10 protein-coding genes are annotated in these 14,349 nt (G+C 35.9%); 5 read left to right on the top strand and 5 right to left on the bottom strand.

The annotated features are described in order from the left end of the window. Positions 1-479 precede the first annotated feature (479 nt). Positions 480-917: a host attachment protein gene (locus tag NEOC84_RS00600; RefSeq protein WP_166154302.1), complete on the top strand. Its 438-nt coding sequence runs from the start codon at positions 480-482 to the stop codon at positions 915-917. 474 nt (positions 918-1,391) lie between these two features. Next, complete coding sequence (locus NEOC84_RS00595; protein ID WP_166154300.1) at positions 1,392-2,069, top strand: hypothetical protein; 678 nt, start codon at positions 1,392-1,394, stop codon at positions 2,067-2,069. A gap of 1,489 nt (positions 2,070-3,558) precedes the next feature. Here NEOC84_RS00595 and NEOC84_RS00590 read toward each other — a convergent pair. The 3 genes from NEOC84_RS00590 to rpsO form a co-directional block, all read right to left on the bottom strand. Beyond that, complete coding sequence (locus tag NEOC84_RS00590; protein WP_166154298.1) at positions 3,559-6,459, bottom strand: hypothetical protein; 2,901 nt, start codon at positions 6,457-6,459, stop codon at positions 3,559-3,561. 983 nt (positions 6,460-7,442) lie between these two features. Continuing rightward, the gene (pnp, locus tag NEOC84_RS00585; RefSeq protein ID WP_166154296.1) at positions 7,443-9,533 is read right to left on the bottom strand and encodes a polyribonucleotide nucleotidyltransferase; all 2,091 of its coding nucleotides are present in this window, start codon (positions 9,531-9,533) and stop codon (positions 7,443-7,445) included. A gap of 292 nt (positions 9,534-9,825) precedes the next feature. Further along, on the bottom strand, positions 9,826-10,095 hold the full coding sequence (gene rpsO, locus NEOC84_RS00580) for a 30S ribosomal protein S15 (protein ID WP_039385127.1): 270 nt from the start codon (positions 10,093-10,095) through the stop codon (positions 9,826-9,828). A gap of 338 nt (positions 10,096-10,433) precedes the next feature. On the opposite strand from rpsO, the gene NEOC84_RS00575 reads away from it, so the two are divergent. The 3 genes from NEOC84_RS00575 (at position 10,434) to NEOC84_RS00565 (ending at position 12,052) form a co-directional block, all read left to right on the top strand. Continuing rightward, positions 10,434-11,108: a hypothetical protein gene (locus NEOC84_RS00575; protein WP_166154294.1), complete on the top strand. Its 675-nt coding sequence runs from the start codon at positions 10,434-10,436 to the stop codon at positions 11,106-11,108. Positions 11,109-11,110: 2 nt separating this feature from the next. After that, the gene (tadA, locus tag NEOC84_RS00570) at positions 11,111-11,614 is read left to right on the top strand and encodes a tRNA adenosine(34) deaminase TadA (protein WP_166154292.1); all 504 of its coding nucleotides are present in this window, start codon (positions 11,111-11,113) and stop codon (positions 11,612-11,614) included. A 210-nt stretch (positions 11,615-11,824) separates the two neighbouring features. Continuing rightward, positions 11,825-12,052 carry a DUF6444 domain-containing protein gene (locus tag NEOC84_RS00565; RefSeq protein WP_166154290.1) on the top strand — a complete coding sequence of 76 codons (228 nt, stop codon included), beginning with the start codon at positions 11,825-11,827 and terminating at the stop codon, positions 12,050-12,052. Positions 12,053-12,768: 716 nt separating this feature from the next. On the opposite strand, the gene NEOC84_RS00560 is transcribed toward NEOC84_RS00565, so the two are convergent. Then, positions 12,769-13,044, bottom strand: coding sequence for a transposase (locus NEOC84_RS00560; protein WP_166154288.1), 276 nt, complete (start codon positions 13,042-13,044; stop codon positions 12,769-12,771). Between the two features lie 11 nt (positions 13,045-13,055). Continuing rightward, positions 13,056-14,306, bottom strand: a complete 1,251-nt coding sequence (gene ltrA, locus NEOC84_RS00555; protein ID WP_166154286.1) for a group II intron reverse transcriptase/maturase — start codon at positions 14,304-14,306, stop codon at positions 13,056-13,058. Positions 14,307-14,349: the final 43 nt, after the last annotated feature.

Here is a 14,349-nt window from a genome sequence, read left to right as displayed (position 1 = left end):
TTCGGCAAAGAAAGCTTAAGGTACCCTTTTGCTTTTAGATAAGCAGACCTAAGGATTATCTTTAAATAACGTTAAAATTTTTATTTGCGGGAATGGCTGGATAAAAATCTTGTAGCTAGGAGGAAAAAGTAATGTTATTGTAAGCTCAATAAATAGGCTTGAGAATAGGTAGCGTGACAATTTGAAATGGCTAAAGGTTTAGCCTAATTGAATTTTTTATAGTATTTTAAAAAGCTAAATGCAAGATTATGCGTTAAGTGAATGCTTTCAAAAGCTAGATTAAATATAAGCCTTTTGAGAGCTTCATCACTTAAAAAACCTTTCTTTAATAGATAGAGGCAAGCTTTATAGATAATAAGTGATAAAAAAAATTTAGAGGAGCTTTTAATCTATTTTTCGAGACTAAATGATAGACAATATAAATATCAGTTGCTTTTTTAATAGTAAAATTAATTGTTCTAATAGCATTAGGAGGAAGAATGCCACATACTCTAACTTGGATCGTAGTTGCCAATAGCTCGAAAGCTAAGATTTATCGTTTAGCAAAATTTCCTAAAATTGAAGAACTTATAGTCCTCAATCATCCTGAAAGCCGCTTACAAGATCAGGTGTTAGAAGGGAGAAAACCTGGGCGTAACTTTCAAAGTGGAGGAACCACTCGTCATGCTTACGAACCTGAAACGGATCCTAAAGAGGTGGAAAAGGAGAAATTTGCTAGATCCTTAGGAGAGTATATCTGTGCTGCCCATTATAAAGGAGAATTTACAAGGCTTTATTTAATGGCTAATCCTGCGTTTTTAGGATTAGTGCGCCCTCATATAAATAGTAGCACGCAAAAAACTATAGTGGCTGAAGTAGCAAAAGATTTGACGGATTGTCCCATCCCTGAAATCGAAAATCATCTAGTTAATATATAAGGTTTTCAATATATCGACTTTTCAGCCTCTCCATCTGGATAAAGGCCCTCAAAGGTTCCCTAGGAGAATTTGAGGGCCTAAGCCTAGTTTGTTCATTAAAGCTAATTTTAATATTAAAATAACATTTATCACTCAAATGCCAGCAGCTGATATGCTCTTTTAGCTAGCTAACGTGTATAATTGCTTAATAAATCAGTGGGATTGCTAAACAAAATTTTAAATATTAGGCAATATAGCCTGATCTATGCTAAGTAGTTTCTTTACTTATACAAAAGATGGGAGAAAAAAGAACAGAAAGTTTTAATTCTCCTTAATTATACAAAATCATTTTTTAAAACACTTTCAACCATTGCCTGGATAGGTTTGTTGGTAAATATTATCTTGAAAAAGATTTTTTCCAGATCGTTTGATATTAAATACTTATTGACATTTTTTTTATAATAAAATAAAAATTTTGTTAAAAAGGAGTACAGTATGCACGCATTAACACAAACCTCTAGCTTTGATTCCCGATTCGGCTCTAATTTCCTTGAATCTCATTTACCTGGGCAGAATGATTATGATTTATCAATTTCTTCTAATAAGGGCATAAAAGATGCAGAGAAAAGTGTTAGTGAGATATCCCAGAAAATTAATCAGTTAAAAGAAATCAAGCAACTGTGTGAATTTATTGTTAAAAATGTGTATCTGAAAGGTCGTATCTATGTGCAGTATTCGAGAAGTTTAAAAGGTCACACGATAGCTCGAAATATTCTTCACAAATACTTAAACCATGATTTTTCTCATCCTGAAGAAGTTGAGAGGATATGCTTAAAAGATATCATGCGGCAAATTGAACAAATTCAGTTTTTAGAACTTAGTGGTGCAAAGTTAACAAATTTACCTCCTTATTTTAAATACCTGAAAGGCTTACAGCATTTAGATCTTTGCGCTAATAATTTAACTTCTCTACCTTCTGAACTTCAAGAATTGGTTAATTTACAAGAATTAAATTTGAATGGAAATCATTCATTTGAAGAACTGCCTTCTTTTTTAGACAACATGAATTTAAAAGTCATTAAAATTGGAAACACGAAGGTCAATAAAGCTTCTGTAAAACTCCAAGGTATTATTGATCCAGGTGCAATGATTCAAACATGGATAAAAATCTAAATATTCGCTCCCCCATTCCACCCTCTTCATCGGATAAGATTATAATAATTCTATATGCTTCACGCCATAGCCTATACTGCATCATCTAGCTCATTGATGTTTGTTTTTCCTTACGAGTCAAGTGGATGCAGGGGTTACGGGTGGTAAGCATAAGCTACCCTTCTTTTTATCAAATTGGTAAAGACAACTTAAGCGGCGGCCAGGATGTCGATATTTAAATTGATAAGAGTTTCCTAATATATTTAAAGTCCATGCATGTGATATAGCCACTTTTCATAAGACAATATACTCATAACCAGCGCTTCGTTTAATAATAATTTTAGCCATCTACTTCTTCTATTGCTCTTGCTAATTGGGGACCTCAAATAGCTTTTGAGCGACATTTTGCATTGTTTAAGGCTCAAGCTTTTTACACTTATCCTCTATCTCGGAAAAAGGGGCATTCATCAATCTCTCTCTAAGCCCTCATGATCCTCACTGTTTAAATCTTTTTTGATAAAAAGAATCAAACCCTGTGAAGAAGGTATTTCACTAGCAGCTGTTTTTTTATTCGTCTTCCAGCATACGCTTTTAATCTACTCTTTATGCACTCACGTACTTAATAAAACCCCTTTTGTTGAGCATAGGCGGATCTTTCAGAAGGTTGGGTATGTAGACTAAGTTTTTTAAGGCGTATTAAGTATCTTTCTATGATGGTAATATCTAAGATCTGATACCAGAATGGTTGTAAAAAGCTATGGACACCCAACACAAGATTTTAGCACCCAAGCTTTTTAAGGAGTGTAAAAAGCAAGTTAGAGACTTATCCTTATGGATCCTAGAAAAAGATCTGTAGCACTATTTGATCTAGAGCTCATTAAAGATGTAGGGTCATGTAATGTACCTTCAGGAGAAGGGTGAATTTTTGCCGGTCAGGAGCTCTTTCAGGGTGCCTAGATGCTACTAAGATAGCCCATTAGATAGAATGCTGTAAACCTTGCTTAGATGCAACTTAAGATAATCACAAAGTTAGGTTGGCAGCGCGTAGTAAACGATTTTTTTTCAGTAGAAAAAGGCAGAGGGCGGGCAATTGATTAGCCGTGTAAAGGAAAAGGAGAGATTTCTTATTTATTAGCAAAAGGAAAAGCTTGCCTATAAGTTTGGGAAAATATTGCTGCCGAAAAAACGCCAGCTAGCGGAACCCTGGAGATAAGCTATTGAAATGAAAAATTTCTCCTTGGATCTATAGGCAACCAAAGCCTGGCAAAAGGACTGGAGCAGGATCACTTTTAGTGTAAAAAGAATAAGATGGCAGGTTAAATGAATCTCTTAGCTGCAAAGAAAGTTTCCGCAAAGTGTAGCTAAAGGAAAGAAAATATTAAGGATTAGCAAAAATTGTTAGTTGGCTAGATTTATAAATTGACCAAGGGGAAGATAGATTTAAGTGCCTCATTTTTTCAGCTATTTCTTTATCGGCTAACTCGTCTTATTTAATACCTTAAAAGGTTTCTTAGCACTCCTTAAGAGTACACAGATAGCTAATGAAAGATGATAAACCGTCTTGAACCTTATTCACAAAGTTAGAATGGTAATGATAAAATAACTTTTTTAAATCCTGTTGCTTGGATAGCGTGATGATGTTATCTTTTATTTTTTCTTTTAAACCATCTTCGACCAAACAATCTAGCTCTTCTTTAATTTGACCGATTATCGCAGCATATGAACGTAGATCTTTTTCCTCCTCTAGACCAATTGTTAATCTCAATGCAGACCAGCACTCAATTAAATTGGCATTCGCAAATCCAAAGCTTTGGCTCATGGTGACAGGTAGATTTTCATTGATATATCTAGCATACAAATAATACTGCATGATAACTACCAAAATATGTAAAAGTTGCTCATCCTCCTTTCCAAAAAGTTCTTTTTGAAAACCCTTCATGTGAATTCCTATCATCGGGACTTTTTCATCTCTATAACCGATTTGAATCAAAGGTTTTTTAGTATTATTCTTTTGAATGGAGCCTTGATTAGTACTGTCTTGTTTTTTTTCTATGACTAGTCCCTGTTTTTGTAATTCTTTATAAACAAAGTCAGTATTTTTTCTTATTTTTTCTAGATAATTTATGATATTTTCACTGCAATGTTTGAGCATAAGATGAAAAAACCAGAAAGCTTCTTTAGAAAAGTTATCGTTTGCACTACTTGTTAATAAACCTCTTAATAAATCGTCCGCAGATGTATCGGAACTATAAACTTGTACTATTCCGCCCGGAAATTTATCTAACCCAAGCTGCCCATACTTAGCTAGGCTGTTGGTTAAAATAAGAATTAATTTTCCTTCATTAATAGGGGTTGCAAATTCTTCTACTAAGCTGCGGACTTCTTCATGCATAAAAAACGTAGTGGCACAATCAAGGACCATCGCTAATGGACGTTTATCATTATGCGCAGCCGAGCTAGAAGCTCTTTTTTCTAAAATTTTTTTAATAATCTCTTTAACTTTTATTTCTTCTATGACAAGTCTCACTACCCGATTAGGATAGATATCTGTAAAGATAACATCATAATTTTCCAGGTTCGGAATTGTTTCAAAATTACTTAGTTGGGCAGTTTGACAGGAAAAACGTTCTTTTAAGCAATCTTTAAGGCCTCCTGTGCTCTCGCTGATTTCGTAGTAACTGTTGGTGTCAAATATTACAGAGGGCTTACAAGGCTCTCCATCAGGCTGAGAAGGTCCTTCAGCAAACATTTGCAAAAGACCTTCCGTAATGTTTCCAAAGCAAGCAATACCGCTTGTAAAAGTATATCCGTTGCTTATTACTCCTTCAGGAGTAGGTTGGGAATTTAGAACCTCAGGAATAGTTTCAATTTCTTCTCTTTTGTATAATATTTGAAGCTGTTGAAAATGTTCAAAAACAAGAATGAATTTGTTTTGGCAAGCTTGGAAATTACCATAGCTAAGCTGGCTAAGATGTTTTCTTATCTTGCTTAAACAATTAAATGCTGCTTTATAAATAAGAGGATTTTCTACTCTTATGACTGGCTTTGTGACGGCAAGCAGTTTATAAAGAAACTGCAAATAGTGTGAGGTAAGCGTCGAGTTTTCTACCGATTCAGATAAAGTTTCTACGTATTTAAAGAGTTCTTGATGGGTATTTATTACCTCCTTTAGAGTAATCTCACGCTCTTCTAACGGAGGAATCTCTAGGTAGGTTTCGTAAGCTTTTCTCTGGGGAAGAGGATAGTGGTCTAAAAGGGATGTAATTCTATAGCCTGTACGAATTAAAAGTTCTTTGAGTAATACAATATCAGGATACGCTCCGTGAGCTCCTTGAAGGCTTTTAAATGTATTTAAAAATTTCTTTAAGTTTTTTTTGTTATTGCCATGAAAAAAGTAGAGAGCCTGGCTATCAATTTTTAATACTACTCCAACAATTAAATGATTGTCCTTAGACACTCTATGTAAAATTTCCTTTATATTTTTGGTAGGGAGAATGGAGCTATTATGTTCATAGAACTTGAACGCTTCGGAATAATCTACAAAAGTAAAATCATTTTCTTCTGGTTTGTTGTTAATCTCTTCAAGGATATTCTTCAGATTGTTCGACTCAGCAGGAAGATAGCGTCCTTTTAAGATCTGACAGCAATTAATAATTAATTTTTCAAACTCATCATTTTTTATAAGGCTAATTTTGATATCTTTTAGCCAATCGTGCCGTTGCTTGATTACCCTAAGGAAAATCTTTACAATTGCCCCTCCATCTTCACGGTGATAATGAGGAGCATTATCGTCTATGTATTCGCTAAATGGATAGTTGTATTTATCCTGATCGAAATTGATTAAGGGCGTTTTTGCTGATTCTACTAAATAATGAAGGCACCAGACGTTGAGCTCAGTGATAATGATTTTAATTGACTCATCTTCTATTTTTTCTAGCGAGCAAATGAACTGCACGGTAGATAAAATTTTGTGGTAACTTTTATAAAATTTTTGATCCAAAAATTGGATATCAATTTTTTCAAGAGAGGGGTTTACGGCTAAGCTGAATTTTTTTTTGATAAAACTTTTCGTGATCTGAGTCATGTAATTGAATAAAAGATGGAGATTAGCTTGGCATTCATCAGGATCCTTTTTCCAAATAGGAGCAAGATAATTCGCAATTAAGGTAGGTTCAAGCTCTCCATTACTATCTACTAAATCTTTTTTTCCTAGCCAACGCACAAAGACTTTGCGAAGAAGAGGGTGCTCTACTTCGATTGTTCGCACAAAATTTTGGAAAAAAGCAGTAAGGTTTTGGGTGGGGTCTTTATCTCTCTCAGATGTAGGGAGGGTTTTATTTAGGTCGTGGCGATAATCTTCTAGTTGCTTGAGAAGAGGGTTAGAAGGATTCCAAGAAAAAATATTATTCATTACTACCTACAGTTATGGGGCCTAAAGTTGAATAAATGGTTGATATGTTGCCGCTTGTAGTTTTTTGGCTAGTGTTAAAGCAGTTTATATCTATACCATTCAAATTTGTAAAGAACTTAAATATCGTAATTATAAGATTTTTTTAATTTTCCCTAATTAGGATGATGGGCTTAAAAGTTATGCACGTGCCTTGAGGATTGGCTTGCTCACTTTTAATATAGATCAACCATATGCTAATTTTTTACTTAGCTTTAGAGAAGAGAGGATATGCTTTAAAAAGCCTTCTAGATACTTTGCTTGAGAGTAATTAATGCGTCATGTTGCCTGATGGATGCGTGAAGCGAGTTTTTAGAAAGTAATTAAAAATATCCATGCTGCGTCTATTAATCCTAGAATATATATCGCGCGCTAGGTTTATTCGCTAATCGCTAGCTGAAGGAGCTTTTAGGCAGGCTTAAGCTAGGAAGAGTTAAGCAAAAGGGGTATTTACTTCTATAATTACTTTCTTTCTATGGAATGATGAGGCACAAATCAAGTAGCTTTAATTATTAATAAATTAAGTCGCCATCTTTAAGAAGGCTAGTAGAGTGAAAATTAAGAGATTGTAGACGCAAAAGTATGACTTAAAGATAATGATTATAGAGCTACAAAAATTTATTAAAGATAACGTTTTGTCAAATGTTTTATTAAGTTAAAAAGTTAATGGTACAACTAAGAGGCTTGCTAATGAAAGGCACGATTATTTGCTAAGAAAGGTTTTTAGATAACAAGATCAGCTTTTGTCTCAGAAATTTAGAGCATCTACTAAGAACATAGCAAAGAAATTTATTAGCCAAGAAGTGGGGTTTAAGATGAGAGGGAAAGGAATAAAGCCTAGCAGAAAAAGATAAGCGAAAAATGATACGAGGATAAGATATAGATATCTTAAGGAATGAATAAAATGAAGGGAGATCGATAGTCTTTTTCTATCGATCTCCTCTTCATTACTTACTAAGAAGTGCTTTACGGCTCAACTTAAGCTGGCCACGTTCGTTGATATCTAAAACTTTTACAGAAATTATTTCTCCTTGTTTGACATGATCGGCTAAGTTTTCAATGCGTGTATGTTCAAATTCAGAGATATGGCATAACCCTTCTTTACCCGGTAAAATTTCTATAAATGCTCCGAAAGCTACTACAGAGGTAACTTTACCTGTATAAGTCCTACCTATTTCTACTTCAGCTGTTAGGCCATGAATAATAGCTTTGGCTTTTTCAATACCTTCTAAGTTTGTAGAGGCTATGCTAATCAAGCCATCATCGTTGATATCAATTTCTACCCCGGAGGCTTCGATAATAGCTCGAATTTGTTTTCCTCCTGGACCTATCACTGTGGCAATCTTACTAGGCTTAATCTGCATGGTTTCAATACGCGGGGCATAGATAGACATCTGGGGTTTGAAAGTAGGACAAACTTCCAACATCTTGTTAAGGATGTGAATTCTACCCTCTTTAGCTTGATTTAGAGCCGCTTGCATAATAGCTGGGGTAATTCCTTCTACTTTGATATCCATTTGGAAGGCTGTGATGCCATGCTGGTCACCAGCAATTTTAAAGTCCATGTCGCCTAAAGCATCTTCGATTCCCAAAATGTCAGACAAAATTTTATAATGCCCCTCTTCTAAAATCAGTCCCATGGCAATTCCTGCAATTGGACGTTTAATAGGTACTCCTGCATCCATCATAGAAAGGCAGCCTGCACATACTGTAGCCATGGAGGAAGAACCATTAGATTCTGTAATGGTGGATTCTAAGCGCATGGTATAAGGAAAGATATCTCGAGTAGGTACAATAGCTGACAAAGCTCTTTCTGCTAATTTTCCATGGCCAATTTCACGGCGTCCTGGAGAGCCTATGCGTCCCACTTCTCCTACAGAGAAGGGAGGGAAGAAATATTGAAGATAAAATCTACGGCTACTCTCTTCATCGAGATCCTCGTATCTTTGCGACATAGCTTCCCCACCTAACGTACATACACCTACTGCTTGCGTCTCACCACGTGTAAATAGTGAACTGCCGTGCGTACGAGGCAGAAGGCCTTGTTCGATATCAATCGAGCGAATCTGTTTACTGTCACGTCCATCGCTACGGATATCTTCTTCTAAGATCATTTTACGCATGTATTTAGACTGAATATCTTTAAGAGCCACATTAACCTGGTTAACGGAATATTTAGGTTCTTCTCCTTCAGGTAAAAGGGTATCTACCACAGCTTTTCTCATAGCATTCAATTTTTCTTCACGATCTTGCTTAAGATTGCTTCTTAAAGCAGGTTCTAAAAGAGGTCTAGCAAGTTTTTCAACTTCTCCCATGAGTTCTTTAGGCAAGCTTTTAAGAGTGGTCAGATTTTTTTCTTTACCAATCTCTTTTTGCCAATTGTGTAGGGCTTGGCAAATAATTTTGATACTATTGTGGCCTACTTCAATGGCTTCCATGAGTTGATCTTCGGTCAGAAAATCACAATGACCTTCGATCATAAGAATGGCATTTTCGGTTCCCGCTAGCATTAGGTCTAATTTAGATTTTTTCATCTGTTCTTGAGTAGGGTTGACAAGCCACTTCCCATCTATTAAACCAACACGTACACCAGCTACAGGTTTTAATAAGGGAATATCGGAGAGTACTAAAGCGGCTGAAATGCCACAGATTGCCAAGGGCTCTGTCATATTAATGCCATCATAAGACCAAACGTAGGACAATAGTTGAACTTCGTTATAATAGCCCTCGGGAAACATAGGACGTATTGGACGGTCTATAAGGCGTGAAATAAGGGTTTCTTTCTCAGATGGGCGTCCTTCTCTTTTTATAAAGCCGCTAATCGTTTTACCTACCGCAGAAAATTTTTCTTGGTAATCAACTTTCAAAGGGAAAAAATCAATATTATCAGCCGCGTTAGCTGCCGCACAAGCGCTATTAAAAAGATAAGTTTCGCCTGCTTTTATTAAAACAGCCCCATTGGCTTGTTTACCAATTTTTCCTGTTTCAAAAATTAGTTCTTGCTCGCCTACTTTAACCTTCATGAGGTGTGGTTGCATATTATACTCCTAAAATGTAGTTTGAATTTATTGATAGGTCGAAGGCAAAAAAAACGCACATAATTTTATGCTATTTTTCCAGCAAGCGTCATCGAAGATGATAAAGAAGGCTAACAGATAGAACTCAGAAAACATACTTTAAATGATGGATTTAAAGCGCGATTTCTGATTTCTATAATCTTTAAAATTCTCCTTAAACTTGAGGCCTTCTTAGGAATAAAGGGTCTTAAGCTTAGATTAACAAGGGCAGTGGTATGGGCCATCTGCCCTACTTAATATAAAGCTTTTTGCGTTATTTTCTTAATTTTAACTTTTTAATAAGCGACAAATAGCGCAAAGTGTCGGTTGAGTTTAAATAATCCAATAAACGTCTTCTTAGGCCAACATGCTTAAAGAGAGCTAGCCTAGAAGCGTGATCTTTAGGAGAACGCTTAAGGTGCTCATTTAATTCAGCAATACGCTCTGTTAAAATAGCGATTTGGACGTCAGCGGAGCCTGTGTCTTTTTCATGAAGCTGAAATTTTTTTGTAATCTCTTCTTTCGTTCCTTTGTCTAGAGACATTCAGAAAATCCCCCGTTTAAGTTTAAAGTCCGACCATAGTTATGGGGACTTAATATATTAAAAAAATGTAAATCTATTTTTCTCACTCTATCATCCCATCTTACCTAGGTAACTATTAAAAATCAAGAGCAATCTTCTTAGGGTGGGAGGGAGCCATGACGAATAAAAGGAGAAATGTAAAAGAAAAAAGAAGAAAAGAGGCTTTTAGGATGAAGGGTCTATTTCATGGCTTTTAAATTAAACCCATTAATAAAAGGTTCTCTTCTTGCATTTTCTCTGTTAAATTGGTAGATTCTTGAACCGTGCATAATCAAAACACCCTTTTAAGGAATTACTCTATGCTGAAAGACGCCACTTATAAAGAAAAATCTACATTGTTAATATCATGGATGCCTCAAATCATTGAAGAGGTAAAAAAAGACCTTAAACACGAGCATCTTAAAAACGATTTTAAATTTGTAAAGAAATATTTTTTAGGTAAAAATTTAAACAAGCTAACAAATGAAGAGATAGTGAAGGCTTATACCTTAGCTTTAGAGCAAGAAGAAAATGGAGAAAAAATTGCTGAGTTTATCATCAATCGATGGCTTCTCAAGAATGCCGAGCTTTATGATTATTTTGAACGGGCCTTGTTGCAAATCTCCAATGATTTTACCCAATTAACTGAAATTGATACAGATAAATCGCAAGAGATAGTGGAGGGTGCAGTTAGCCAATATGGGGCTGTACGTACTTATCTTTTTTCCGTTATGAATTCGGTAGTATTTCCTAAAGAAATTTATGAAAAGCTCAATAAGCTTGCTGAAGAAGAACAAAAAGCCTTAGCAGCTGTAGGAAATGCCCAGGACGAACATTCAAGCCAACAATCTTTAAAAGATTATTATGAAAAGCAATTAGCTCGCTTAGTGGATAAGTATGAGAAAAAACTGATTGGAATGCAAAAAAAATATATTCAAGATACAGAATCTTTGAAAAAGCAAATGGCATTACTACAGAAAAGATTGAATGGATAACTATGCTTTTTCCCTTTACGTTTAAGCCCCAGTCAGAAGATGAAAAATTTATGCTTGAAGCTTTGAAAGAGGCCTGGAAAGCTTTTAAACAGGGGGAAGTTCCTGTCGGAGCTGTTTTGGTGCATGAAGGACAAGTAATCTCGAGGGGATATAACCAAGTAGAACTACTCAAAGATGCTACTGCCCATGCAGAAATGCTATGCATTACTGCAGGGGAAGTGGCAATAGAGAACTGGCGATTGACTGATACTACACTTTACACCACCATAGAACCTTGTTGCATGTGTGCAGGAGCTATGTTTTTATCAAGAATTTCCACGCTGGTATGGGGCGCGCCTGATTTAAGGCATGGGGCTAATGGGAGTTGGATGAATGTGTTTGAGAAGGTTCATCCTACGCATAATCTCAACATTAGGAGAGGCGTTCTAGAGGAATATGGAGCCGCCCTCATGCGTGATTTTTTTAAAAAATGTCGCCAAGAAAAAAAAGCTTTGGCTGGCGAGTAGCTAGATTGCTTATTTAAAAATTAAAGAAGCACTTAAAGAAGTCGAGCCTCGACCGATAAAAACTTATTCATATCTTTCATGCTTGCAAATCCTAATTTTCATAAGCGGTCACGGTGTATATCAATCACTTTTGATAAATAAAATAATTTCTAGGGTATATACTGGCTTAGTTATACATTAAATAGCATACAACCCTCATACGAGCAGCTATTGACAGAGAATGCAGAGCTAAAAGCTACGGTAAATAGAGTGGAAAAGGTAATCACCAAGCTTGAAACGCGCATGGCTCAGTTGGAAGAGCAGCTTAATCAAAATTCTAAAAATAGTTCCAAGTCACCATCGACAAATCAAAAAGTTAATTATTCACTATTACCTCAAGCAGAAAATCGACCTTATCGTTCTGGTGCTAGCCCTATTTTAAGAAATGCAAGCTTTTAATAAGCGATAAGAGGAAAAAAATATGATTTCTTTGAGAGCAAGCGATTTTGATAGGTGACTTCTTAAAGCTAGCATTTTGCTTTATCGAATGGTGATACTCTTCTATGCGCCATAGTTTGTGTTAGATTTATAGATGGGGGCAAAATCATGATTTTAAGTCGTGAGTCATAATAGGGAGAATGCTTGTAGAGCCCTCTTTGTTATTGAAGATCTTAGCGATTAAAGCTACAAGCAAAGCTAGCTAACTCTTTCGTGCCAAACTACCCTTTTATCCCCATCTTTGAAATTAAACCTATTTAAATTCTGCTACTGGCCTTTTTTCCTTAAATAGTAATCAACGATTTATGCAAGAGAAAAAATTTACTTAAGTTTGTTTTTCTAAGCTTCTTAAAATTAGCTCAAAAAGCTTCAATGAGGTTTAAATTTAGAGAATAAGGTAATAAAAATAAGATTTCACAACACTTCCATAGGCTTCCAGGGCAGCCTTCGTGATGCTTGTGTTTCTAAAGTCCTTTACCAAGCTCTCTGCAACTTGGGGGCGGCTTGCTTCTTAAGCTTTTTGGAGGGCCCTGTAGCAAAAACCTCTTTGAGGTTTTTCAGCGCGTATCGGTAAGGCCTACAAATTGTCATGGAATAAGTTTTCTCTCATTTAAAAACGAAGCGTATAGTGCGCAAAGTTTAAATCTTTAACATTCCAGGGAAATTGCATGAAGATTTTATTTACCATTTAGTATTTCCATCATGTAGTCTCGATTCCACCCGGCTTTTGCTCTCTTGCCCTTGATTCCTGCTTTTGTTTTTGTATCAGCTTTTAATAAATTCATTGTACATCTTTTCAAAACAGATAGATTTTCGGGACCGTGGTCTTTACGGACTTTGCTCTTATCTTCCCCATAAGAAACATCTAATTGCCAATGAACTTTGTGGTGAGTCGACCTATGGAACTTCCCCACAAGCCTCTCGTAGAACGGTACAGGAACCTCTCGATTCATACCGCTCCCAATTAAGCAAACGCTCCTATCATTCCTTTATTCCAGTGTACAAATAACTCTGGGGTTTCCTTTACTATCTTTTCTATAAAGATAGTCGTTCTTGTTTTATGACCTGCAAGTTCCTTGTATTTACGCATTCCCCAAGCCACTAGTGTCTTATTAAAATGTCTGCAGAATTGGTATAGAGCTGATGGAGAATATTTCCCATAGTATGCCAGCCATCCTCTAATAACTGGATTATACATTTTGGCTATATCTCCAAGTTCTAAATCTGTTCTATTTCTTATATTCCATTGCCTAATGGTTGCTTTCATAGATTTTAGCGCCGCTTGGCTTACTGCTGGTGTAAAACTTATAAACATGCTACTTCGTTTGCTGTTTTTGACCAGTCTTGGCCGAAAGGTATAGCCTAGAAAATCAAATTTGGTTTCCTTGTACTTTCCCTTGCGGCTTCCATCTTTACAGTAAATAATCTTTGTTTTATCTGGATGAAGCATCAAACTACATTCTTCAAATCGTTTCTTTAGATTTGTTAGAAGGTGTTGAGCGTCTTGTTCTGTGTTACAGTGTATTAATCCATCATCAGAATACCTACACCATGGCATGCTAGGATATTTCCTTGTCATCCAGGTGTCAAATACATAATGAAGAAATAGATTGGCAAGCACTGGACTAATCACTCCTCCTTGGGGCACTCCTGCATTTCTTGTCACAAGAATTCCATCTTTTAATTGAAGAGGTGCTTTTAGCCATCTTTCGATGTATAAAATAACCCATTTGTTATCTGTATGTTTTCTTACTGCTTTCATTAGAAGGTCATGGTCTATATTGTCAAATAGGCCTTTAATATCAAATTCCAGCACCCAATCGTATTTCCAACATCTTTGCCTAGTGATTCCTACAGCATCTAAAGCTGATCTATTCGGCCTATATGCATAAGAATTTTGGTGAAAATGGGGCTCTACTATAGGTTCAAACATCAGCTTTACAATCATTTGAGCTATTCTGTCACTTACTGTAGGTATTCCCAAGATTCTTTCTCCACCACTTTTCTTTGGTATTGAAACGGCCTTTACAGGCGGTGGAAAATAGCTTCCCGAGGACATTCGGTTCCAGATTTTATAAAGATTGCTTTTAAGGTTTCGATCGAAATCCTCTAGCGTTTGCTGATCTATGCCAGCTGCTCCTGCGTTTGCTTTTACAAGTTTATAGGCCTCCATAACAAGTGTTTTAGAAATAATAAAAGGTTTTGTTTCACTCACGATTTCCTCCTAGAAATCTAGTTGAATAATGAATGTTACCACT

This window comes from Neochlamydia sp. AcF84 (assembly GCF_011087585.1).
Taxonomy (GTDB): Bacteria; Chlamydiota; Chlamydiia; order Chlamydiales; family Parachlamydiaceae; genus Neochlamydia.
The sequence above is the reverse complement of the archived record's forward strand: the minus strand, read 5'-3'. Positions and strand labels throughout refer to the sequence as shown.